At 70.8% G+C, this 20715-nt stretch carries 22 protein-coding genes and 1 tRNA gene; 12 read left to right on the top strand and 11 right to left on the bottom strand.

The annotated features are described in order from the left end of the window. Positions 1 to 74: 74 nt before the first annotated feature. The gene (locus ASD69_RS18445) at positions 75 to 1856 is read right to left on the bottom strand and encodes a CIA30 family protein (protein WP_056181843.1); all 1782 of its coding nucleotides are present in this window, start codon (positions 1854 to 1856) and stop codon (positions 75 to 77) included. 392 nt (positions 1857 to 2248) lie between these two features. Between ASD69_RS18445 and ASD69_RS18440 the strand changes: the two genes are divergently transcribed. The 4 genes from ASD69_RS18440 to upp all read left to right on the top strand — a co-directional run bounded on the left by ASD69_RS18440 (position 2249) and on the right by upp (position 5413). Next, complete coding sequence (locus ASD69_RS18440; protein ID WP_056181841.1) at positions 2249 to 3745, top strand: aminotransferase class III-fold pyridoxal phosphate-dependent enzyme; 1497 nt, start codon at positions 2249 to 2251, stop codon at positions 3743 to 3745. A 126-nt stretch (positions 3746 to 3871) separates the two neighbouring features. Next, positions 3872 to 4114 (top strand): hypothetical protein, encoded by a 243-nt coding sequence (locus tag ASD69_RS18435; RefSeq protein ID WP_056181838.1) that lies wholly within the window; start codon positions 3872 to 3874, stop codon positions 4112 to 4114. 62 nt (positions 4115 to 4176) lie between these two features. Beyond that, the gene (locus ASD69_RS18430; protein ID WP_056181835.1) at positions 4177 to 4488 is read left to right on the top strand and encodes a hypothetical protein; all 312 of its coding nucleotides are present in this window, start codon (positions 4177 to 4179) and stop codon (positions 4486 to 4488) included. Between the two features lie 289 nt (positions 4489 to 4777). Continuing rightward, a complete protein-coding gene (gene upp, locus ASD69_RS18425; protein ID WP_056181832.1) occupies positions 4778 to 5413 on the top strand; it encodes a uracil phosphoribosyltransferase in 636 nt (211 codons plus the stop codon). A gap of 120 nt (positions 5414 to 5533) precedes the next feature. Here the strand turns inward: upp and ASD69_RS18420 are convergent, their stop codons facing one another. The 8 genes from ASD69_RS18420 to rsmD form a co-directional block, all read right to left on the bottom strand. Continuing rightward, positions 5534 to 6304 carry a TMEM43 family protein gene (locus tag ASD69_RS18420; RefSeq protein WP_056181829.1) on the bottom strand — a complete coding sequence of 257 codons (771 nt, stop codon included), beginning with the start codon at positions 6302 to 6304 and terminating at the stop codon, positions 5534 to 5536. Continuing rightward, the gene (locus ASD69_RS18415) at positions 6301 to 7191 is read right to left on the bottom strand and encodes an MBL fold metallo-hydrolase (protein WP_056181978.1); all 891 of its coding nucleotides are present in this window, start codon (positions 7189 to 7191) and stop codon (positions 6301 to 6303) included. Before ASD69_RS18415 ends, ASD69_RS18420 begins: the two co-directional genes overlap by 4 nt. Before the next feature lie 173 nt (positions 7192 to 7364). Continuing rightward, positions 7365 to 7949: a hypothetical protein gene (locus ASD69_RS18410; RefSeq protein WP_056181827.1), complete on the bottom strand. Its 585-nt coding sequence runs from the start codon at positions 7947 to 7949 to the stop codon at positions 7365 to 7367. 104 nt (positions 7950 to 8053) lie between these two features. Further along, positions 8054 to 9778 (bottom strand): gamma-glutamyltransferase, encoded by a 1725-nt coding sequence (gene ggt, locus ASD69_RS18405; protein WP_056181825.1) that lies wholly within the window; start codon positions 9776 to 9778, stop codon positions 8054 to 8056. A gap of 4 nt (positions 9779 to 9782) precedes the next feature. After that, complete coding sequence (locus tag ASD69_RS18400; protein ID WP_056181822.1) at positions 9783 to 10031, bottom strand: YfhL family 4Fe-4S dicluster ferredoxin; 249 nt, start codon at positions 10029 to 10031, stop codon at positions 9783 to 9785. A gap of 164 nt (positions 10032 to 10195) precedes the next feature. After that, a complete protein-coding gene (locus tag ASD69_RS18395; protein WP_056181819.1) occupies positions 10196 to 10702 on the bottom strand; it encodes a hypothetical protein in 507 nt (168 codons plus the stop codon). A 22-nt stretch (positions 10703 to 10724) separates the two neighbouring features. Further along, positions 10725 to 11231 (bottom strand): pantetheine-phosphate adenylyltransferase, encoded by a 507-nt coding sequence (coaD, locus tag ASD69_RS18390; protein WP_056181816.1) that lies wholly within the window; start codon positions 11229 to 11231, stop codon positions 10725 to 10727. 188 nt (positions 11232 to 11419) lie between these two features. Then, entirely contained in the window at positions 11420 to 12016 is a 597-nt protein-coding gene (rsmD, locus tag ASD69_RS18385) for a 16S rRNA (guanine(966)-N(2))-methyltransferase RsmD (RefSeq protein WP_056181813.1), read from the bottom strand. 65 nt (positions 12017 to 12081) lie between these two features. Here rsmD and ftsY point away from each other — a divergent pair, with 65 nt between their 5' ends. From ftsY to ASD69_RS18365, 4 genes are all read left to right on the top strand, one after another. Further along, positions 12082 to 13311 carry a signal recognition particle-docking protein FtsY gene (ftsY, locus tag ASD69_RS18380; protein ID WP_056181810.1) on the top strand — a complete coding sequence of 410 codons (1230 nt, stop codon included), beginning with the start codon at positions 12082 to 12084 and terminating at the stop codon, positions 13309 to 13311. A gap of 20 nt (positions 13312 to 13331) precedes the next feature. Further along, positions 13332 to 14618 carry a hypothetical protein gene (locus tag ASD69_RS18375; protein ID WP_056181807.1) on the top strand — a complete coding sequence of 429 codons (1287 nt, stop codon included), beginning with the start codon at positions 13332 to 13334 and terminating at the stop codon, positions 14616 to 14618. After that, on the top strand, positions 14615 to 15727 hold the full coding sequence (gene mutY / locus ASD69_RS18370; RefSeq protein ID WP_056181804.1) for an A/G-specific adenine glycosylase: 1113 nt from the start codon (positions 14615 to 14617) through the stop codon (positions 15725 to 15727). The genes ASD69_RS18375 and mutY overlap by 4 nt, the downstream gene beginning before the upstream one ends. Positions 15728 to 15806: 79 nt before the next feature. After that, complete coding sequence (locus tag ASD69_RS18365; protein ID WP_056181800.1) at positions 15807 to 16079, top strand: oxidative damage protection protein; 273 nt, start codon at positions 15807 to 15809, stop codon at positions 16077 to 16079. An 18-nt stretch (positions 16080 to 16097) separates the two neighbouring features. Here ASD69_RS18365 and ASD69_RS18360 read toward each other — a convergent pair whose 3' ends face one another. After that, positions 16098 to 16574, bottom strand: coding sequence for a DUF6491 family protein (locus ASD69_RS18360; RefSeq protein ID WP_056181797.1), 477 nt, complete (start codon positions 16572 to 16574; stop codon positions 16098 to 16100). A 184-nt stretch (positions 16575 to 16758) separates the two neighbouring features. Here ASD69_RS18360 and ASD69_RS18355 point away from each other — a divergent pair. Next, positions 16759 to 16834: transfer RNA gene (locus ASD69_RS18355), tRNA-Phe, on the top strand. A 186-nt stretch (positions 16835 to 17020) separates the two neighbouring features. On the opposite strand, the gene ASD69_RS18350 is transcribed toward ASD69_RS18355, so the two are convergent. After that, positions 17021 to 18217, bottom strand: coding sequence for an MBL fold metallo-hydrolase (locus ASD69_RS18350; protein ID WP_162250676.1), 1197 nt, complete (start codon positions 18215 to 18217; stop codon positions 17021 to 17023). A gap of 185 nt (positions 18218 to 18402) precedes the next feature. Here ASD69_RS18350 and ASD69_RS18345 point away from each other — a divergent pair, with 185 nt between their 5' ends. The 3 genes from ASD69_RS18345 to ASD69_RS18335 all read left to right on the top strand — a co-directional run bounded on the left by ASD69_RS18345 (position 18403) and on the right by ASD69_RS18335 (position 20713). Further along, positions 18403 to 19215, top strand: coding sequence for a hypothetical protein (locus tag ASD69_RS18345; protein WP_235567267.1), 813 nt, complete (start codon positions 18403 to 18405; stop codon positions 19213 to 19215). Between the two features lie 167 nt (positions 19216 to 19382). After that, positions 19383 to 19958 carry a sigma-70 family RNA polymerase sigma factor gene (locus tag ASD69_RS18340; protein ID WP_056181789.1) on the top strand — a complete coding sequence of 192 codons (576 nt, stop codon included), beginning with the start codon at positions 19383 to 19385 and terminating at the stop codon, positions 19956 to 19958. Then, the gene (locus ASD69_RS18335; protein WP_056181787.1) at positions 19955 to 20713 is read left to right on the top strand and encodes an anti-sigma factor; all 759 of its coding nucleotides are present in this window, start codon (positions 19955 to 19957) and stop codon (positions 20711 to 20713) included. Before ASD69_RS18340 ends, ASD69_RS18335 begins: the two co-directional genes overlap by 4 nt. Positions 20714 to 20715: the final 2 nt, after the last annotated feature.

Raw genomic sequence — 20715 nt, 5'->3', positions numbered from 1 at the left:
GCACCGAAACGAAAAAACCGGTCGCGCGCAGCGGGCCGAGGGAGGGGCCCGATGCGCGCGACCGGCGTTGCGGCTCAGCGCAGTTCGACCGCCTCGATAGCGAAGGCGAACGGGCCCGGCGCGATCGCCGCCAACGAAATACCGCGCAAACGGGTCAGATCGACGTTGGCCAGCGTCGCCAGCGGCACGCGAACCTCGCGCCAGTCGCTGCCGGTCTCGACCCGCTGCATGCCCGGGCGGCCGTTGATGTCGGCGCCGGAGAACACCAGCAGGGTCAGCGCCTGGCCGTCGCCGCGCACCCGCAGCACCAGCTCGCGCACGCCGCTGGCGTCGGTGGCGGCCATCGGCTCGCCGCCCGGGAACAGGATCAGGCCGCCCCAGGTGGACGGCGCGCCGGCCACCACTTCGCCGGCGACCTGCAGGGCCGGACCGCCGCTCTGGCCCTGGGCGGCGGCGAGCTTGGACTGCGAACGCCCGCCGATGATCTGGTCGGTGCTGGCGGCCCAGTTCGGCGCCGGCTGATCGCCGCGCAGCAGTTCGACCGCGCCCGCGCTCAGGCGTGGCGCCGGCTGGTCGGCGACGCGGGCCACGGCGTAGCCGTTCTTCCACACCGTGCGGATCGCGCGGGTGGCGGTGATGTCGGTGCCGGGGTCGCCGTCGACCAGGATCAGATCGGCGCGCAGGCCCGGCGCGATGCGGCCGCGATCGTGCAGGCCGAAGCGCCGCGCGGGCGCCGAGGTCGCCGCGCGCAAGGCCTCCACCGGGCTCAGGCCCGCGCTCACCAGCAGCGCCAGCTCGGCGTGCTGGCTGGCGCCATGAGCGGTGCCGGGGTTGCCGGCGTCGGTGCCGGCCAGCAGGGTTACCCCGGCCGCGTGCAGGCGGCGCACGTTCTCCAGCGCGTTGGGCAGGTGATGATCGATCTCCTTGGGCAGCGGGAAGGTCTGGCCCAGCGCGTCCTTCTGCGCCGGCTGCAGCATCGGTGCGATGCGCGGATCGGCGGCCAGCCTGGCGCCCTCGCCGGCGCGCGACAGGGTCGCCATCACGCTCAGGGTCGGGGTCACGAAAGCGTTGCGGCCCTTGATAGCGGCGACCAGAGCGGCGTCGGCGACGCGGTCGCTGTAGACGTGGATCAGGCCGTCGGCGCCGGCGTCGATCACCTTTTCGGCATCGGCGACCTGGGCCACGTGCACCATCGCCAGCTTGTTCTGGCGGTGCGCGGCGTCGATGGCGGCGCGCGTGGTTTCGTCGCTCAGGGTCGGAATGCGCGCGCGGCCGGCGTAGGCGGCGCCGTTGTCGACCACCAGCTTGATGTAGTCCGAGCCCTCGCCGATGCGATCGCGTACGAAGGTCTCGGCCTGGGCGGGGTCGTCCAGGGTCGGGATCGCCAGGCCGTATTCGGTGCCGTGCCCGCCCTTGGCGGTGACCAGGGTGCCGGCCGACCACAGATCGGCGCGATCGGTGCGCGCGTGGCCTTCGCGCTCCTTGCGCGCATCGGCAAGCAGGCGGTGGTCGGTGAACATGTCCAGCTCGGTGGTCACGCCGAAGCGCAGGGCGTCGCGGCGCGCCTCGCCGAAGCTGTGGGTGTGGGCGTCGATCAGGCCCGGCAGCAGGGTGCCGCCGCGGCCCTCGACCACCGGCACGCCGGCCGGGATCGCGAGCTTGGCGCCGACCGCGGCGATCAGGCCGTCGCGCACCAGCACGGTGGTGGCCGGCAGCATGCGTTCGCCGTCGAACACGCGTACGTCGCGGATGGCGACATCGTCGCCGTCGGCGCCACCCGGTTCGGCCGCGACCGCCGCGCCGCTCAGGGCGACCAGCATCAGCGCGCTCAGCCAGGTGGGTTGGGGAATCTTCATCGTGTAGCTCCATGGGGGCCGTCGCGGCCGGCTTCGGGGTGACGCCACTGTCGCGATCCGCGCCCCCGCCCGGCAGTGGGCGCCGTCACCGGCCCCGGATGACAGCTGTCACCCGCCCCGCCCGGCTGGGGGTTATCGCCGTGCTCCGGACGTGATAAACTCGCACAAGCTATTGAATTGAAACGAAAAACAACCGCTGGCAGCCGTTTCACGGGCGGCCGCGGCGATCTTCGTTTCTGACATGCGTGTTTCGACTTGCATGAAGGGCGGCGCTTGGCGACCCGAACCACCCCGGGGCGCTGCAACTGCGAGCGCCCGGCCACGGAGGCCGGGCCTGTTCTTCATCCCACGATGCTTCGGCCGGACTGCCGACGACCATTGGAGATCTTGTGATGACCCTGCTCGCCCCTCTCGCGCCGCTGCGTGCCCATGCCGGCGCGCGCCGCACCCTCGGCCTGGACGACGCCACCGCGACCCGCTTCGCCGCCAGCCATCCGGAGTTGGTCGAGGCCATCGAGGCCGCCGCCGCCGAATACGCGGCCGTGCGCGCCGATATCGCCGACCTGCTGGACCTGGACGAAGACGCGCAGATCCGCGCCGTCCAGCACGGCTACGTCAATTTCTACACCGACGACGGCGTCAATCCTTATGTCGCCCTGGTCGCGCGCGGCCCCTGGATCGTGACCCTCAAGGGCGCGGTGCTGCACGACTCCGGCGGCTACGGCATGCTCGGCTTCGGCCACACCCCGGACGCGGTGATCGCGGCCATGGCCAAGCCGCAGGCGATGGCCAACATCATGACCCCGTCGCTGTCGCAGCTGCGCTTCGACCGCGCCCTGCGCGGCGCGATCGGCGTGTCGCGCGGCGGCTGCCCCTACGCCCGCTTCCTGTGCCTGAACTCGGGTTCGGAATCGGTGTCGCTGGCCGCGCGCATCGCCGACGTCAACACCAAGCTGATGACCGACCCCGGCGCCAAGTACGCCGGCCGCGCGATCAAGCGCGTGGTGGTCAAGGGCAGCTTCCACGGCCGCACCGAGCGCCCGGCGCTGTACTCGGACTCCTCGCGCAAGGCCTATGTGCAGTATCTGGCCAGCTTCCGCAACGAGGACTCGGTGATCACCGTCGAGCCTTACGACATCGAAGCGCTCAACAAGATCTTCGCCGACGCCGACGCCAATGGCTGGTTCATCGAGGCGATGTTTCTGGAGCCGGTGATGGGCGAAGGCGACCCGGGCCGCGGCGTGCCGCCGGCGTTCTACGCCGCCGCGCGCGAACTCACCCGCAGCCACGGCTCGCTGCTGCTGATCGATTCGATCCAGGCCGGCCTGCGTGCGCACGGCGTGCTGTCGATCGTCGACTACCCGGGCTTCGAAGGCCTGGACGCGCCGGACATGGAAACCTATTCCAAGGCGCTCAACGCCGGCCAGTACCCGCTGTCGGTGCTCGCGGTCGGCGAACGCGCCGCCTCGCTGTACCGCAAGGGCCTGTACGGCAACACCATGACCACCAACCCGCGCGCGCTGGACGTGGCGGTGTCGGTGCTGGCCCAGGTCACCCCGGAACTGCGCGAGAACATCCGCGCGCGCGGCGCCGAGGCCCTGCAGAAGCTGGAGCAACTCAAGAACGAGCTCGGCGGCCTGATCACCAAGGTCCAGGGCACCGGCCTGCTGTTCTCCTGCGAGCTGGCGCCGCAGTTCAAGTGCTACGGCGCGGGCTCCACCGAGGAATGGCTGCGCGAGCGCGGCATCGGCGTGATCCACGGCGGCGTCAATTCGCTGCGCTTCACCCCCAACTTCACCATCACCAGCGCCGAGATCGACCTGCTGGTGTCGATGGTCGGCCGCGCGCTCAAGGAAGGCCCGCGCGCGCAGCAGCAGGCCGCCGCTTAAAGTCGGGAGTGAGCGTGGAGGAGTGAGGAGCGAGCGAAAGCCGCTGCCTGCCTCCGCCTTCGCTCACTCCTCGCTTCTCGCTTCTCACTCCTCATCTTTTCACTACTGATCCAAGGAAGTCGCGGAATGATTCGTTTGTCGAACAAGGACACCGGCGCCGATATCGGCGAGATCAGCGAGGAAGAGCTGCAGATCCTGGTCGCCGCGCTGGAGGAAGAGGACAGCAAGGACCAGAACTACTGGATCGACCACGCCACCGTCGACATGATCGAGATCGATCACCTCAACGCCGGCTCGCTGATCACCGTGCTGCGCGCGGCGATCGGCGGCAGCGACGGCGTCGAAATCCAGTACGTGCGCACGGCCTGAGCCGGCCCTCGCAGCGGCCGCGGCGGCGACGCCGCGGTCCTGCGCGAACACTCGCCACGCCCATGGCGCTCGACCTGATCCAGGCCCGGCACGACCGCGACGCGCCCTACTCGCATCGCGGTTTCGCCCTCGACGAATCCCTGCATGCGCAGCTGCTGGCCGCCGCGCAGCCGCGCGTCGACTATCCCTTGCTGCACAAGATGCGCGACTACTACGCCGACACCACGTTCCTGCTGGGCGAGCTGCGCGGCCTGCATGCGGAGCTGGCGCGCGTGGCCGTGCGTTGCGCCGACCCGGCGCAGGTAGGCGCGCTGCAAGCCTTCGTCGAAACCGCGCTCGCCGACGGCAACAACCTGTACGCCTGCGCCGACTGAGCCGCGTGCCGCTACGCGGTCCTCCCTTTGGAAAAGGGTGAAGCCGTGCGGCTTACGAACCGCAGGTTCGTGCACGGGTGAACGCCGGCAGGCTATGCCTGCTGGCCGGGCGGGTTAGGGGGGATTTGCTTTTGCTCGACGCCACAAAGCAAAAGCAAATCCCCCGCGCCGCTACGCGCCGCCGCCCCCTTTTTCCAAGGGGGCTACAAGCGGCGCTTGCGTCGCGCACGCCAACCATCAATGCTTGCGCCAGGCATCGCGCGCCGGCGCAACACAGACAAGGTCGCCCATGAAGATCGTCGAAGTCCGCCATCCGCTGGTCCAGCACAAGCTCGGCCTGATGCGACGCGCCGGCAACAGCACCAAGGAATTCCGCGAACTCGCTTCCGAGGTCGCGACCCTGCTGACCTATGAGGCCACCGCCGATCTGGAGACCGAGGAAGCGGTGATCCAGGGCTGGGCCGGCCCGGTCACCATCCGCCGCATCAAGGGCGCCAAGGTCACCCTGGTGCCGATCCTGCGCGCCGGCCTGGGCATGCTCACCGGCGTGCTGGAGCTGATCCCCTCGGCCAAGGTCGGCGTGGTCGGGCTGCAGCGCGACGAGCGCACCCTGCAGCCGGTCGGCTACTACGAAAAACTCACCGGCCGCATGGACGAGCGCACCGCGCTCATCCTCGACCCGATGCTGGCCACCGGCGGCACCCTGATCGCGACCGTGGACATGCTCAAGGCCGCGGGCTGCCGCCGCATCAAGGGCCTGTTCCTGGTCGCCGCGCCGGAAGGCCTGCGCGCGCTGGAGGCCAAGCACCCCGACGTGGAGGTCTACACCGCCTCGGTCGACGAACGCCTCAACGAAGTCGGCTACATCCTGCCGGGCCTGGGCGACGCGGGCGACAAGATCTTCGGTACCAAGCACGACGGTTGATGCGCGCGGCGGTACGCGGCGCGAACGTCCAAGCTCCGGGCTGTCGCTACTGCCGTTGAAGCAGAAGCAAATCCCCTTAGTCCCCTTTTGCAAAGGGGGAGAAAGCGGGGGCGTTCCGCCCTACTCCGCCGCCGCGTTGGCTTTGGCTTTGACGCGCCGGCGGCGACGCGCGACCAGCGCGATGACGATCACCAGTGCGCCGCCGCCGAACCACGGCCACATCCGGCGCGCGCCCTCGGCTTCGGGCGCGGCCACGGGCGCCGGCACCGGCGCCGCGTTCAAGGCCGCCGCCGCGGTCGCCGCCGACATGCGCCAGCGGCCGTCGACCAGTTCCAGCTTGCCTTCCAGCGGCGGCAGATGCAGTTCGCGCCAGCTCACGCGCAGATCGCCTATCTGCGGGTCCAGCGGATTCTCGGCGCTGCCCAGGCCGTCGCCTTCGGGCTGGAAGGTCGCGGCCAGGTTGGCCGGCAGGCGCGAGAAATTGGGCCGGAACACCCGCCATTCGCCCAGCGCATGCAGTACGCCGGCTTCGATCGGGCGCCCGTCCAAGCTGGCCGAGTCCGACCACCAGCGCCGGTTCTCCAGCGGCAGCGTGGGCGGGTTCTGGTGTCCGGGCGCATAGCCCTGGGAATCGATGGGCGCGGCGTTCCAGACCCGCTCGTAGCCGCTGGCCGTGGCCCGCCATTGGTACATCTCGACCCTACGATCGAGCCCGAACTGACGGCTGGTCACGCCGAACTCGCGGTCGCGCAGCGCGCGGGCGGCACGCGGCTCCTCGACCGGCACGGTCGCGCTGGGCGCCGCATCGCCGGCCGGCGCAGGCGTCCGCGCCGCGGCCGCGGCGACGAACAAGACGATCGGCAGCGCCAGCGCCGCCCGCGCCGATCTCATGCAGCCAGGGCCCGCGCGTGCAAGGCCGGCACTTCGTGCGCGGTGCCGAACTTGCCCTTGTCGTCGCGCACCACCTGGGCCAGCGCGCAGCCCGGGTCGTGGGTGAAGAACAGATGCACGTTGCGCTCGAGCTTGTCGGCCAGGAAGGACTTCTTCTCGTCGATCAACAACTCGGCATTGCGGTCGTAGCCCATGGTGATGGGCACGTGCACCCAGGGCCGGCCCGGAATCAGATCGGCGCAGAACACCACGCCGCCGTGCGGACGACCGGCCACGGTCTCGGGGCCGACGATCTCGGCCAGCATCAGCCCCGGCGTGTGGCCGTCGCTGTAGTGGAAACGCACGCTGTGGCCCAGCGTCTGCGAATACTCGCCGTCGACCAGCTCCAGACGGCCGGTGGCCTCCAGCAGGTCCGGCAATTCGGCAATGAAACTCGCGCGATCGCGCGCATGCGGCTGGCGCGCGCGCTCGTAATGCGCGCGCCCGACCAGATAGCTCGCGTTCGGAAACGCCAGCCGCGGCGCCTCGCCCTCGGCCCAGGACGCGAGCAGGCCGCCGGCATGATCGAAGTGCAGATGCGACAGCACCACCACGTCGATGTCTTCCGGCGCGAAGCCCGCTTCGGCCAGCGACTCCAGCAGGACATGACGTTCTTCGACCACTCCGTAGCGCTCGCGCAGCTTGGGCTCGAAGAAGGCGCCGATGCCGGCCTCGAACAGCACGGTCTTGCCGGCCAGCGGGCTGGCCAGCAGGGCGCGGCAGGCCAGGTCGATGCGGTTCTGTTCGTCCGGCGGCGACCACTTCGCCCACATCGCGCGCGGCGCGTTGCCGAACATGGCGCCGCCGTCGAGTTTCTGGCTATTGCCCAATACGGACCAAAGTTTCATCGCGGCCATCCGACGGATCAGCGGGAACGAGTGAGAGATGCGGGCGCCGGTACGCGCTCGCAAGCGCGGCGCCGGCGTCGCCTCAGCGCCCGCATAGGGTAACTCCGCGAGCGTTAGCGCCGCGATAGCGCGGTGCGGCGGCAGCGCGGCGGTCGCGACAGCCGCCGCCGCGCTCAGTCCTGCGGCGTGGCCACGGTGGCGAAATGGAACACGAACTCGCCGGCCTTGCCGCCCTCGGCGAGCACCCGGATCGGCGCCAGACCGCCGTCGGCGCGCAGCTTGGCGCTGCCGCGCGCGACCGTGCTGCTGATCAGGCCCGAGGCGCGGCCGGTGATCTTGATCGTCATCTCCTGGCCGGGCACCAGCACCACGCGCGCGATCGAGGGGTCGCTGGTGCGCGGTAGCGCGATCGCGTCGGCGCCGGTGTCCACGTAATCGCGCGCGGCCAGCGCGAACAGCTCCTCGCCGCCGCCTTCGATCTCGAACGACCAGGCGGTGCTGCCGTTGGTGCCGTCGTCGATCACCTCGATCTGCTTGAGGGTCAACAGCACCGCGGTCTTGCGCGGCGCCTGCGGCACGGGCGCGGTCGCCGGCAGCGCGGCCGGCTTGGCCGCGGCGGCGGCCGGCGCGGGCGCGTCGTCGCTCAGCCAGTCGCGCACGTTGTTGACCAGGGTGGTCAGGCCGACCAGGAACGCGAGCAACGCGACCGAGATCGCCGGCACGCGTGCATACCAGGGCTTGTCCTGTTGATCCGTCACTGTCCGCCCGCCCCTGTCCGTCGCACCGTTGTGTCGAAGGCGCAATCTACTGCACTGCGCGCGACGGCTCTAGCGTCGCGCGCGTCCCGATCGCGCGGCGCCGCTCAGGGCTGCGCGAGTACCGCGGCCTTGCCGACCGGATTGCGCGGATCGGTGCCGCCGGACAGGGTGCCCGCGGCCTTGTCCCACATCACCGTCTGCAGATTGCCCCAGCTCGCCTCGCCGGCGTTGACCTTGTGCCCCATCGCCTGCAGCGCGCTGACGGTGGCGGCGTCCAGCGCACCCGCCTCGGCCGAGATCGCATCGGGCATCCACTGGTGGTGGTAGCGCGGCAGCGCCGCGACCTGCTGCGGCGCCAGGCCGGCGTCGTAGGCCAGGATCGCCAGCAGGACCTGGGTGATGATGCGGCTGCCGCCGGGGGCGCCGACCGCGATCACCTTGTCCTTGGACTCCAGGAAGCTGGGCGTCATCGAGCTGAGCATGCGCTTGCCCGGCGCGGGTGCGTTGGCCGAGAACCCCATCACGCCGAACGCGTTGGGCGTGCCCGGACGCAGGGCGAAGTCGTCCATCTCGTTGTTGAGCAGCACGCCGGTGCCCGGCGCGACCATGCCCGAGCCGTACAGCAGGTTCACGGTCTGGGTCGCGGCGACGCGGTTGCCTTCGGCGTCGATGATCGAGAAGTGGGTGGTTTCGTCGTCTTCCAGCGGCGCCGGCGTGCCCGACAGCAGATCGCTGGGCGTGGCCTTGTCGGGGTGGATGGTGGCGCGCAGGCCGGCGGCGTAGTCGGCGCTGGTCAGACGCGCCAGCGGCACCTTCACGAAATCCGGATCGCCCAGATAGAGGGTGCGGTCGCGATAGGCGCGGCGCATGGCCTCGGCGACGATGTGCACGCGGTGGGCGTCGTCGAGCTTGGACAGGTCCCAGCCCGACAGCATCTGCAGGATCTCGGCCAGGGCCACGCCGCCCGAGGACGGCGGCGGCGCGGTGACGATGTCCCAGCCGCGGTACTTCAGGCGCAGCGGCTCGCGCTCGCGCACTTGGTAACCGGACAGTTCGTCGGCGCGCCATTGCCCGCCTTCGTGCTTGACCGCGGCCAGCAGCTTCTTGGCGACTTCGCCGCGATAGAAGCCGTCGTAGCCCTTGCCGGCCAGCAGTTCCAGGGTGTGGGCGAGTTCGGGCTGCTTGAGGATCTCGCCGGCCTTGGGCGGGCTGCCGTCGGCCAGGAACACCGCGCGCGTGCCGGCATAACGCTCCATCACCTCGCGGCGGCTGGCGTAGCCCTTCTCCAGACGCGGATAGATCGGGAAACCCTCGCGCGCGATCCGGATCGCCGGCGCCAGCGAGGTCTTCAGCGGCAGCTTGCCGTAGCGCTCGGCCAGGTGCACCAGCGCCGCCGGCAGGCCGGGGATGCCGGCCGACCAGGGGCCGTTGGTGGCGCGGTCGCGGTCGAGCTCGCCGTTCTTGTCCAGATACGCGGCCGGCGTGGCCGCGGCCGGCGCGGTCTCGCGCGCGTCCACGAACACGTCGCGCCCGCTCTTGGCGTCGTGCAGCAGGAAGAACCCGCCGCCGCCGATGCCGGAGCTGATCGGCTCGACCACCGACAGCGTCGAGGACACCGCGATCGCGGCGTCGAAGGCGTTGCCGCCCTGGCCCAGGATCTCCAGGCCGGCATCGGTGGACAGCTGATGAGCGCTGGCGATGGCCGCGCCCGGCGGATGCGCGGTGCCGGCCTGCGGCGCCTGCGCGGCCTGCGCGGGCGCCACGAGCAGCCAGGCGCTCGCCAACACCAGGGACATCAGACCTGCGTGCATCGCGGGCGCCTTGCGCATCGTGTCACTCCTGTTGCAAACGCTGCAGCTTGGCCAGCAGCTGTTCGTGGGTTTCGGGATGGGCCGGATCGTTGTCGATGCATTCGACCGGGCAGACGACCACGCACTGCGGCTCGTCATAGTGTCCGACGCATTCGGTGCAGCGCGCCGGATCGATCACGTAAATGGTCTCGCCCTGCGCGATCGCCTGATTGGGACAGGCCGGTTCGCAGACGTCGCAGTTGACGCAGAGCTCGTTGATGCGCAGGGACATGAGGACATCATGGGGGCGGAACGCGCGCTTGAGAACCGGCGCGGTCGCGAATCGCGAAACCGTCGCCGCGCTCAGGCGCTGCGACGGTGCCGGCACGGCCGCCTGGGCTGACCGTACCTGTGTCGCGGGGCACGGTCGCCGTACGGCGACCGTGCCAGCGGGCATTACTTGACTTCGATGAACGAGTACTCGACGCCGTACGGCGTGACGGCGGCCTTGACGCGCTCGCTGTCGGCGGCGGCGCCGATGAACAGCACCTTCACGCCCTTCATCGGCGGGGTTTCCTTGGTCGGCGCCGGGAACGAGGCGACGATCAGGTCGGCCATCTTGGCCGAGGCCGGCGAGCCATAGGCCAGCAGGTTGCCTTCGACGATGCCGCGCGCGATATCGAGCTTGGCCTTCTCGACCTGGCGGTCGTAGTAGCCCTGGAAGTCCGGGCTGGTCTCGGCCGGCAGGTAGTACAGGTAGGGGCTGACGGAGATGCCTTCGGCGTCGACCTTGCGCTTGACCACGTCGGTCAGGTACTTGCTCCACTCGGCGTCGCCGCTGGTGGTGGGCGCGGTCAGCGGGGCTTGCACGGCTGCGGCCGGCGCGGCTTCTTCCTTCTTGCACGCGGCCACGAAGGGCAGCGCGAGGCAGGCGATCAGCATCAGGCGGGAGGTGGTGTTCATCGGGATCCCCGTGTGTTGGAAGTCATCGTTTCTGATTGCGCTGCCATTCGGCCTGCAACGCTTCGGCTACCGCCGGTGGCACGAACCCGGAGACGTCGCCGCCGAGGCGGGCGATCTCGCGTACCAGCGACGAGGAAATGAATCCGTACTGCTCGGCCGGGGTGAGGAACAACGTCTCCACCTCCGGGATCAGGTGGCGATTCATGCTCGCCAGCTGGAATTCGTATTCGAAGTCCGACACCGCGCGCAGGCCGCGCAGCAGCACGCCGCCGCCGACTTCGGCGACGAAATGCGCGAGCAGGCAGTCGAAACCGCGGACTTCGATATGCGGGTGATGGGCCACCGCCTGGCGCGCCAGTTCCACGCGCAGTTCCAGAGACAGCGCCGGGCCTTTGCCGGGGCTGGCGGCCACGCCGATGATCATGCGTTCGAACAGCGGGGCGGCGCGGTCGACTAGGTCGATGTGGCCGTTGGTGATCGGATCGAAGGTGCCGGGATAGACGGCGATTCGAGTACGGGCCACGCTCATGGAGTGATCGTTCGCGTCTGCTGGCGGAAGGCGGCGGAGGCGCGCCGGCGCGGGCCCTGGGGCAACGCTACCGTCGCGACGCGTCCGTCGGGACGGAACGAAGTGTAGCAGTCGGGCGCATTCGCAGGGCCCGTTGCGACCGCGACCGGGCGCCGCGGCATTCCGGGCCGGCGGCTGCGGACCCGCGCCTAGGCCGAACGCTGCCGGTACAGGGCGTAGCTGACCTCGCGCGTGCCGCCCTCGCGATGGCGCTGCCAGTCCGGCGGCAGCGCAGGCGTCGTGCCCTGCGGGGCCTCGACGTACAGCCAGGCGCCGGCGGACAGCTTCGGCAACAGCGCCGGCCAGACCGCGTCCCACAAACCGGCCGCGAACGGCGGGTCGACGAAGGCCAGGTCGTAGCCGGCGTCGGCCTGCGCGCCCAGCCAGGCCAGGGCATCGGCCTGCACCACCTGCGCGGCTTCGCCGCCGGGCAGGCGCGCCGCGGTCGCGCGCAGGGCCGCGGCCAGGGCCGGGTCGCGTTCGACCAGGGTCGCGGCGGCCGCGCCGCGCGACAACGCCTCCAGGCCGAGCGCGCCGGTGCCGGCGAACAGGTCGAGCACGCGCGCGCCGGGCAACACCGGGCCCAGCCAGTTGAACAAGGTCTCGCGCACGCGGTCGGAGGTCGGGCGCAAGCCCGGCGCATCGGCCACGTCCAGACGGGTGCCGCGCCAGCGGCCGCCGATGATGCGGATGCGCCCAGGGGCTGCGCCGGCGCGCGTGGGCCGGCCTGCGGTGGGTTTGTTCATCGGGAGCGTGCGGGGGCCGGTGCTAGCATGTGCGCATTCTCGCGCATTCGTGACGCTTCCCCCCGATGATCGGTTTTTTCCGCCGCAAGAAGCCCGAAACCTCCGCCAGCCAACCCCGCCTCAGCACCGAGGAACTGGCCGCCGCATTCCCGTCCGCGCAGTCCGACGCGTCCGCTCCTGCCGAACCCGCCGCGGTCGAACCCGCCGCGGTCGAGCCCATCGCGGCCGAACCCGTCGCGGCCGAACCCGTCGCGGTCGAGCCCGTGGCCGCCGCCGTCGAACCGGTGCCGGCCGAAGTGATCGCCGCCGCGCTCGAGGTCGACGCCGACGTCGCCCAGGCGGTGGCGGCCGAACCGGGCACCCCGCCCGCCAGCGCCGGCAAGCCCGGTTGGCGCGAGCGCCTGCGCGGCAGCGCGTTCGCGCGCAGCCTGGGCGGATTGTTCTCGCGCAATCCCAAGCTCGACGACGACCTGCTGGACGAGATCGAAACCGCGCTGATCACCGCCGACGTCGGCGTGACCGCGACCACCCAGCTCATCGAAAGCCTGCGCCGGCGCATGAAGGCGCGCGAATTCGCCGACGCCCCGGCCTTGCTCGCCGCTCTGCGCGCCGACCTGATCGCCCTGCTGCGCCCGGTCGCGCAACCGCTGCGCATCGACCCCGCCGCGCGCCCGTTCGTGCTGCTGACCGTGGGCGTCAACGGCGTCGGCAAAACCACCACCATCGGCAAGCTCGCCAAGCGTTTCCGCGACGAGAACCGCGCCCTGATGCTGGCCGCCGGCGACACCTTCCGCGCCGCCGCGGTCGCGCAGTTGCAGGCCTGGGGCGAGCGCAACGGCGTGCCGGTGATCGCGCAGGGCCAGAACGCCGATGCGGCCTCGGTCGCGTTCGACGCGCTGCAGGCGGCCAAGGCGCGCGGCACCGAAGTGCTGATCGCCGACACCGCCGGCCGCCTGCACACCCAGCAGGGCCTGATGGCCGAACTGGGCAAGATCAAGCGCGTGCTGCAGAAGGTCGATCCCGACGCGCCGCACGAAGTATTGATGGTGATCGACGGCACCACCGGCCAGAACGCCTTGTCGCAGCTGCGCCAGTTCCATGCCGCGGTCGGCGTGACCGGCCTGGTGGTGACCAAGCTGGACGGCACCGCCAAGGGCGGCGTGGTGTTCGCGCTGGCGCGCGAGTTCGGCATACCGATCCGTTACGCCGGCATCGGCGAGCGCCCGGAAGACCTGCGCGTGTTCGACGCCGAGGCCTTCGTCGACGCCCTGCTGCCCGAAGCGCTAGGCGCCTGAGCCCGGCCGCCGGCGCGCGCATGGTCGCCGACACCGCCAACCCCGCCGCCAAACCGGCGCCGCGCCGCGCGCGCCGCTGGTTGCTCGCGTTCGCCGTTCTAGGCTTGCTGAGCGTGCTCGCGCTGGTCTGGATCTCGCGCCCGCAGCGTGCGGCGGCATTGATCCTCGACCGCGCCGGCGCCGCGCTGGGGCTGGAGATCAGCGCCGCCGGCGTCAGCGAATACCGCTTGCGCGGCACGCCGATGCTGCTGGTGCGCGAGGTGATCGTGCGCGAGCCCGGCGCCGCCACGCCGCTGCTCAGCGCGAAACGCATCCAGTTGTCGCTGCCCTGGTCGACCCTGCGCAGCCGCGGCGATCAGCTCACGGTCGAACGCATCGAACTCGACGCGCCGCTGTTGGATCTGCCGGCGCTGCAGCACTGGCTGGCGAGCCGGCCGCCGTCGCCGCAAACCCGCATTCCCACCCTCACCGACGGCCTGCGCATCGCCGACGGCCGCATCGTCAACCACGACTGGCGCATCGAGGGCATCCAGGCCGAGCTGCCCGCGCTGTATCCGGATCGTCTCGTGCGCGCGCGTCTGCGCGGCCGCTATCTGGACGCGCCGATGGCGATCCCGTTCGATCTCGCGGTCGCTTTGTCGCGGCCCGCGCCGGCGGCCGGGCTGGGCGCCAACGGTCGCATCGCGATCGAGCAAAGCGGCTGGCGATTGCCGGCGACGGTAGCCCTGTCCGGGCCGCTGCGCATCGGCGACGACGAACTCACCATCGTGCCGGCGTTGCTGGGCGCGGCGGCCAGCTACGAATCCGGCGATACCCGCCTGCCGTTCGCGTTGGGCCTGCACGGCCCGCTCAAGTTCGACGAGGCGGTGTGGTCGCTGGAACCCGTGGCGCTGGCGCTGCGCGCGCGCGGCGACGCGAGCAATCCGATCCCGACGCTGGACGCGACCGGCGCGCTCGCGCTGGGTCGGCGCCTGGTGCTGCAACTGGACGGTCGGCTGGCGCAGTGGCCGCAGGCCTGGCCGGCGCTGCCGGCGCCGCTGGACGATGCCTCCGCGCCCTTGCCGTTCGAACTGCGCTACGTCGGCCGCCCGGACCTGTCGGAAACCATCGGCCTGCGCCTTAGCCGCGGCCAGACTCAGGCCGACAGCGAGTTCCGCCTGCCCGCGGTGCTGGCTTGGATCGAGGCCGGCGAACGCGGCGCGCCGTTGCCGCCGCTGCGCGCCAAGCTGCGCACGCCCAAGCTGGAAATCTCCGGCGCCACCCTCGAAGCGGTCGAGATCGAACTCGGCGACGAGGAGCTGCCGTGAGCCGCGCCGCGCGCGCCAAATCCGCCGCCGCGCCCGTTGCCGCGGGCGCGGGCACGGATGCATTCGCGAGCCGCCTGCTGCGCTGGTTCGACGTCTGCGGCCGCCACGACCTGCCCTGGCAGCATCCGCGCACGCCGTACCGGGTGTGGCTGTCGGAAATCATGCTGCAGCAGACCCAGGTCAAGACCGCCGCGCCCTACTTCGAACGTTTCGTCGCCGCCCTGCCGACCCTGCCGGAACTCGCGGCCGCCTCGCAGGACCAAGTCCTCGCGCTGTGGTCGGGGCTGGGCTACTACGCCCGCGCGCGCAATCTGCACGCGGCCGCCCAACGCTGCGTCGAGCTGCACGGCGGCGAACTGCCGCGCGATCTCGACGCGCTGACCGCCCTGCCCGGCATCGGCCGCAGCACCGCCGCGGCGATCCTGTCGCAGGCCTGGAACGACCGCCACGCCATTCTCGACGGCAACGTCAAACGCGTGCTCAGCCGTTACCACGGCATCGACGGTTATCCCGGCCTGCCGGCGGTGGAAAAACAGCTGTGGGCGCTGGCCGAACGCCACGTCGCCAGTCCCGATCTGGCGGATACGCGCCTGGCCGACTACACCCAGGCGCAGATGGACCTGGGCGCGACCCTGTGCACGCGCGCCGATCCGGCCTGCGTGCTGTGCCCGCTGCAGGACGACTGCGTCGCCCGCCGCGAAGGCCGGGTCGCGGAGTTGCCCACGCCCAAGCCCGGCAAGGCCGTGCCGCAACGCCATGCGCAGGTGCTGTGGCTGCAGGACGCGCAGGCGCGCGTGTTGCTGCAGCGGCGCCCGCCGGTCGGTATCTGGGCCTCGCTGTGGACGCTGCCACAAGCCGAGGACGACGCGGCGGCGCAGGCCTGGTTCGGCGCGCACGCGCACGGCGATTTCGCCGCCGCCCAGCGCCTGGCGCCGATCGCGCACGCCTTCAGCCACTACAAGCTGGAACTGCAGCCGCTGCGCTGGCGCGGCATCGCCCTGCGCGACGCGGTGGGCGACAATGACGGCCTGCGCTGGGTCGCGCGCGCCGAGTTGTCCGAACTGGGCATCCCCGCGCCGATCCGCAAGCTGCTGGAAAGCGACGCCTGACGCGCGCGCGTTCGAATCCGGCCCGCTCCATCCTTTCACGCCCGCGGCTTGCGCCGCGAGCCGCCAATCAGGAACTTCGATGCCACGCACCGTCCATTGCGAATACGAACACCGCGACACCGACGGCCTGGACTTCGTGCCCTGGCCCGGCGCACTCGGCAAGCGCGTGTACGCGCACATCGGCAAGACCGCCTGGGCCGCCTGGCTCGCGCATCAGACCATGCTGATCAACGAAAACCGCCTGTCGCCGCTGGACCCCAAGCACCGCGCCTTCCTGGAAGCGGAGATGGAGAAGTTCCTGTTCGCCGGCGGCGCCGACAAGCCGGCCGGCTACGTGGCGCCGGAGAGCTGACCGGCGCCGTTGCCCGGCTTACTTGCCGTCCTGCGGCGTCACGCCGTCGTCGCGGCTTTCCGGCATCGAGCCGGCCGAACGCCGGTCGCGCTGCGCCTGCTTGATCGCCTTGACGTCGAGCGGGCGGATCTGGCCGATATGGCAGGGGAACGGCAGCGCGCCCTGGCCCAGCACCATCACCTTGTCGAAGCGCGAATAGACCCGCCCGGCTTGGCTGCTGACCGTGATCGCCGAGGCGAAGTCCAGGTCCGAGCAGCGGCCCTGCAGTTCCAGCAGATAGGCCTGATTTGGCCGCGTCCACACCGCCAGCGCGCTGTCGCCCAACGGGGTCCAGCCGTCGAGGCGGCCGTAGTACTGGAACGCCGGCACCGGCTCGCCGGCATGGGCGCGATACAAGGCCAGACGATCGGCGTCGCGCATCTTGGGATCGGTCGCGCAAGCGCTCATCGCGAACAGCGTCAGCGCGGCGGATACTGCGTAGAGAATGCGTTTCATGGCGGCTCCTGTTTGCGGCGTACAGTCCATGCCTACGAGTCCTTGCCTGAAGGCCTGGCACCATCATGCGCCGCCGCCGGCACGCTGCGCGGGGCCCCGCGCAAACCGTTCAGCGCACATGCGGCTTGCCAGATCGTCCGGCGCTCCGTATCATGCCGCTCCTCATCACGGCCTGCCGTGAAATGGCCGGGTAGCTCAGTTGGTAGAGCAGGGGATTGAAAATCCCCGTGTCGGGGGTTCGATTCCCTCCCCGGCCACCATTTCGCAAGCCTTGAACCGTCAACCCCGCATGGCGCCCGCCCTGCGGGGTTTTCTGTTTGTGGGGCCGGATCGGCCGATGGCTCCGACCTCGCCCGTCACGCCCTATCCCCTGCCCGGCCGGCGGTCTCGCAACCACTCCCGACATCGCGCCGCGACAGGCGCTGCCGCGCCCGTCGACAGGGCGATCAGGTCTCCGGACGGGATCGCGATCCGCCACGCAGCCGCCGGAACAGCCGCGCCACCAGATACAGCGCGAGCGACAGCGCCGCTGCGATCGCCAGCAAGCTCCATTTGGACCAGAACAGCGACGGGTCGACCAAGGGCGTCGTGTAGATGTACAGGTCCCCGTTCTGCAGCACCCGCAGCGGCATCTTGCCGGGCACCAGGTAGTGACTGGCGTAGCGGTAGGTCGCGGTGCCGGCCACCATCTTGCCCAGCTCGCTGTCGATCAAGCTCACCCAGGCGCGATCGAAGTGCGGATCGCCGTGGGCGCCGAGGTAGCGCGTCTTGGCATCGGTCAGCGCCAACAGGCGGTCGACATTCGCCTTGTAGATCGGCAGATCAGACTGCGGCGTCATCGCCACGATCCCGCCCAGGTGCTGGTAGACGTGGTCGCCGGTAAAGGCGAGATTGCGCACGCGATCGACCAACACCACGCTCTCGTTGGTATGGCCCGGCAGGTTGTACGCCGACAGCTGGCGGTCGCCGAGATCGATCGTGTCGCCATCCTTGACGAAGCCCGCGATTTTCAACGGCGGCGGAACCGCGCCGCCGCTCTCGAGCGCGCCGATGGTGTAGCGGCCGTTGTCGATGCGTGCGCGTATCTCCGGCCGGTCGACCAGGGTGACGCCGTCTTCGAAGGTGGCCGCGTCGCCGGTGTGGTCGTAATGGTGGTGCGACAGGATCAGGGTGACGGGTTTGTCGGTCAGACGCCCGGCCACCTCGCGCATGGATTTCGATCCGGCGGGCCGTTCGCCGCAACCGGCGTCGAACATGATCGCGCGGGTGCTGCCGACGATCAGATAGGAGGTGTTGTACTGCTCGGACTTCGGCTCGTTGATGGCGAACGTCCGCTCGTCGATCGCTTCGACCGCGTACCAGCCGTCGATCATCCTGGAGGCGGGCGCATAGTTCTGCCCTGGCCGGATGTCGCCCCAGATATCCTCGGAATCGACCAACTGCGCGGCGCAGCCCAGCAGCAGCAGGCTGCCGATCAAAGAAGCGGCCAGGATTCGCCACGCATGCATTAGGTCACCGTTCTTGTGGAAGATTCGAACATCGTTGGCACAGCCTTCGAAAACAGGGCGCGTGCCGCATCCGCAATGAATCGCAGATCGCGGCGAAATGTCCAGTTTCGCTATAGCCCGTCCGATCCGATCCATCGGCCGAACCCGCTGCGCTGCGCCTGCGATGTACGACGAAATGCCCTCCGCGGGCATCGGATCGAAACGGCCCCCGGGGCACTTATCCACAGCTGGACACGCCGCCAACGCCGGGCCCGGCCGCCTGCATCAATTTCCGGCCCCGCCTCGTATAGACCCGCATGGCTTCCAACGAGCGAGCGCCCATGGCCCGTCGACCCCACCCTTTGCGGCGTATCGCCGTCTTCGGCCTGCTGGGCTGCGCCTGCGGCGCGGCCGGCGCGGGCCCGATCGAGCGCTACGACGGTCTGGCCTACGCCCGCGACGGCGCCCGCCTGCTCTACCGGGAGACCCATTGGCGCTATGCCGACGACCAGACCGCGCAGCGGCTGGTGCTGTACCGCTGCCCCGACGGCCAAGCGTTCGCACGCAAGCGCGTGATCGATGGCGCCCAGGCCGCGGCGCCCGATTTCGACTTCAACGACGGCCGCGACGGCTACCGCGAAGGCGTGCGCAGCCGGGGCGGCGGCCGCGAGGTGTACGTGCAGGACGACGCGCGCGCGCCCTTGCGCACGCGGGCCCTGAAACTGCCGCGCGACGCGGTCATCGACGCCGGATTCGACGCCATGGTGCGGTCGCGCTGGGACGCGCTCTCGCAAGGCCGAGCGATCGCGATCCCGTTCCTGCTGCCCAGCCGCTTCGAGTTCCTCGACCTCCAGCTCGCCGCCGCCAAGCCGGTGCGCGTGGACGGCCGCGCGGCGCAGCGCCTGCGCATGACGCTGGACCGCTGGTACGGCTTCGCGATACCCGCCATCGAACTGACCTACGCCGACGCGGACCGGCGCCTGCTGGAATTCCGCGGCATCGGCACCATCCGCGATCGTCGCGGCCGCTATCTCGATGTGCGCATCGCCTTCCCCGCCGACACCGTCGCCCGCGACGCGACCCGCGCCGAAATCGAGCGCGCCGCCGCCATGCCCCTGGTGCGCAGCTGCGGCGCGGGATCGCCCTCGGTATGAGGCGCGCCCTGCCCAGCCAAGCCTTGCCCTGCGCGCCGCCTTCACCGCGAGGCCGGCGTCGATGGCATATAGTCGCGCCGCTCCCCTCCGCGCGTAGCCGCCGCATGTCGCCTGGCGATGCGGTTGGCGCCGCGACTCCGATCAGCTTGGTATCCACAGGTGCAGGAATGCCCGAGTCTCCGCAACGCCAGCGCACACCGGAAAGCGAACGCCTCGACGGCCTGCTGAGCGAGGTCGCCGGCGGCGATACCGGTGCGTTCGAAGCGCTCTACCGCGCCACCTCCGGCAAGCTGTTGGGGGTCTGCCTGCGCGTGTTGGCCGACCGCGCGGAAGCCGAAGACGTGTTGCAGGAGGTCTACGCCAGCGTCTGGCGCAAGGCCGTGCAGTTCGATGCCGGGCGCGCCAGCGCGATCACCTGGCTGGCGATGGTCGCGCGCAACAAGGCCATCGACCGCGCCCGCACGCTGCCGGCGCCGCAACGTATGGCCCCGATCGAACTGGCCGACGAAATCGTCGATCACGCCGCCACGCCGCTGCAGCAGGCCGAGGCCGCGAACGATCAGAGCCGGCTGGAACTCTGCATGCAGCGGCTGGAATCGCGCCGTCGCGCGTTGATCCGCACCGCCTTCTTCGACGGCGCCACCTATGAGGAGCTGGCGGCCCGGATCGGCTCGCCGCTGGGTTCGGTCAAGAGCTGGATCCGGCGCGGTTTGAGCCAACTGCGGGCGTGCCTGGAATCATGAGCGCCCAAGACCCCCGCTTCGACGACGACACCGGGCCGGAGCCGCCCGATTCGGATGTGCACGCCGGCGAGTACGTGCTGGGCGTGCTGGATGCGCAGCAACGTAGGCAAGCGCAAGCGCGCATCGCCGCCGACCCGGAGTTCGCGCGCGCGGTGGCGGATTGGGAGCGGCGCCTGGCCACCCTGTTGGACGAGATCGCACCGGTCGACGTGCCGGCGCACCTGTGGCCGCGCCTGCGCACGCACCTGGGCTGGTCGCCGGTAAGCGAGCAACCCCGAGGGGTCTGGCAGAACCTCGGCTTCTGGCGCGCCGCGACCGCGGTCGCCGCCGCGGCGGCGCTGGCGGCGCTATTCGTGGGCCGCGTGCCGCAGACGCCAACGCCGACGCCGCCGATCGCGGTGGAGCCGGCCGAGCAGGCCAAGCCCGTCACCACTCTGGCCCACGACGACGGCTCGCCGGGCTGGCTGGCCTCGCTGGACATCAAGCAGGGCAAGGTCCTGATGGTGCCGGTGCCCGCGCCCGCCGACGCCCAGGGCCGCGTGCCCGAGCTGTGGCTGATCCCCGCCGGCGAAGCGCCGCGCTCTCTGGGCCTGGTCTCGATCGACAAGGCGCATACGGTCGCGGTGCCCAGCGACCTGCTGCGCGCGCTCAAGCCCGGCTCGACCCTGGCCATCACCCTGGAACCGGCGGGCGGCGCGCCGCAGGGCATTCCCACCGGCCCCATCGTCGCCAAGGGCGGTCTGCAGACGATCTGATC

Origin of the sequence: Lysobacter sp. Root604 (assembly GCF_001427505.1) — a bacterium.
Lineage (GTDB): Bacteria > Pseudomonadota > Gammaproteobacteria > Xanthomonadales > Xanthomonadaceae > Lysobacter.
Note: the sequence above shows the minus strand (reverse complement) of the source record. Positions and strands in the feature narration are given on the sequence as shown.

Coding starts and splice junctions, on each gene's coding strand:
- ASD69_RS18395 (WP_056181819.1), bottom strand. CDS start 10,702: ATGAACACCACCTCCCGCCTGATGCTGATCGCCTGCCTCGCGCTGCCC.
- ASD69_RS18445 (WP_056181843.1), bottom strand. CDS start 1,856: ATGAAGATTCCCCAACCCACCTGGCTGAGCGCGCTGATGCTGGTCGCC.
- ASD69_RS18360 (WP_056181797.1), bottom strand. CDS start 16,574: ATGAAACGCATTCTCTACGCAGTATCCGCCGCGCTGACGCTGTTCGCG.
- ggt (WP_056181825.1), bottom strand. CDS start 9,778: ATGCGCAAGGCGCCCGCGATGCACGCAGGTCTGATGTCCCTGGTGTTG.
- ASD69_RS18420 (WP_056181829.1), bottom strand. CDS start 6,304: ATGAGATCGGCGCGGGCGGCGCTGGCGCTGCCGATCGTCTTGTTCGTC.
- ftsY (WP_056181810.1), top strand. CDS start 12,082: ATGATCGGTTTTTTCCGCCGCAAGAAGCCCGAAACCTCCGCCAGCCAA.
- ASD69_RS18435 (WP_056181838.1), top strand. CDS start 3,872: ATGATTCGTTTGTCGAACAAGGACACCGGCGCCGATATCGGCGAGATC.
- ASD69_RS18335 (WP_056181787.1), top strand. CDS start 19,955: ATGAGCGCCCAAGACCCCCGCTTCGACGACGACACCGGGCCGGAGCCG.
- coaD (WP_056181816.1), bottom strand. CDS start 11,231: ATGAGCGTGGCCCGTACTCGAATCGCCGTCTATCCCGGCACCTTCGAT.
- ASD69_RS18375 (WP_056181807.1), top strand. CDS start 13,332: ATGGTCGCCGACACCGCCAACCCCGCCGCCAAACCGGCGCCGCGCCGC.
- ASD69_RS18430 (WP_056181835.1), top strand. CDS start 4,177: ATGGCGCTCGACCTGATCCAGGCCCGGCACGACCGCGACGCGCCCTAC.
- ASD69_RS18440 (WP_056181841.1), top strand. CDS start 2,249: ATGACCCTGCTCGCCCCTCTCGCGCCGCTGCGTGCCCATGCCGGCGCG.
- rsmD (WP_056181813.1), bottom strand. CDS start 12,016: ATGAACAAACCCACCGCAGGCCGGCCCACGCGCGCCGGCGCAGCCCCT.
- ASD69_RS18340 (WP_056181789.1), top strand. CDS start 19,383: ATGCCCGAGTCTCCGCAACGCCAGCGCACACCGGAAAGCGAACGCCTC.
- ASD69_RS18350 (WP_162250676.1), bottom strand. CDS start 18,217: ATGGATCGGATCGGACGGGCTATAGCGAAACTGGACATTTCGCCGCGA.
- upp (WP_056181832.1), top strand. CDS start 4,778: ATGAAGATCGTCGAAGTCCGCCATCCGCTGGTCCAGCACAAGCTCGGC.
- ASD69_RS18415 (WP_056181978.1), bottom strand. CDS start 7,191: ATGAAACTTTGGTCCGTATTGGGCAATAGCCAGAAACTCGACGGCGGC.
- ASD69_RS18400 (WP_056181822.1), bottom strand. CDS start 10,031: ATGTCCCTGCGCATCAACGAGCTCTGCGTCAACTGCGACGTCTGCGAA.
- ASD69_RS18345 (WP_235567267.1), top strand. CDS start 18,403: ATGGCCCGTCGACCCCACCCTTTGCGGCGTATCGCCGTCTTCGGCCTG.
- ASD69_RS18365 (WP_056181800.1), top strand. CDS start 15,807: ATGCCACGCACCGTCCATTGCGAATACGAACACCGCGACACCGACGGC.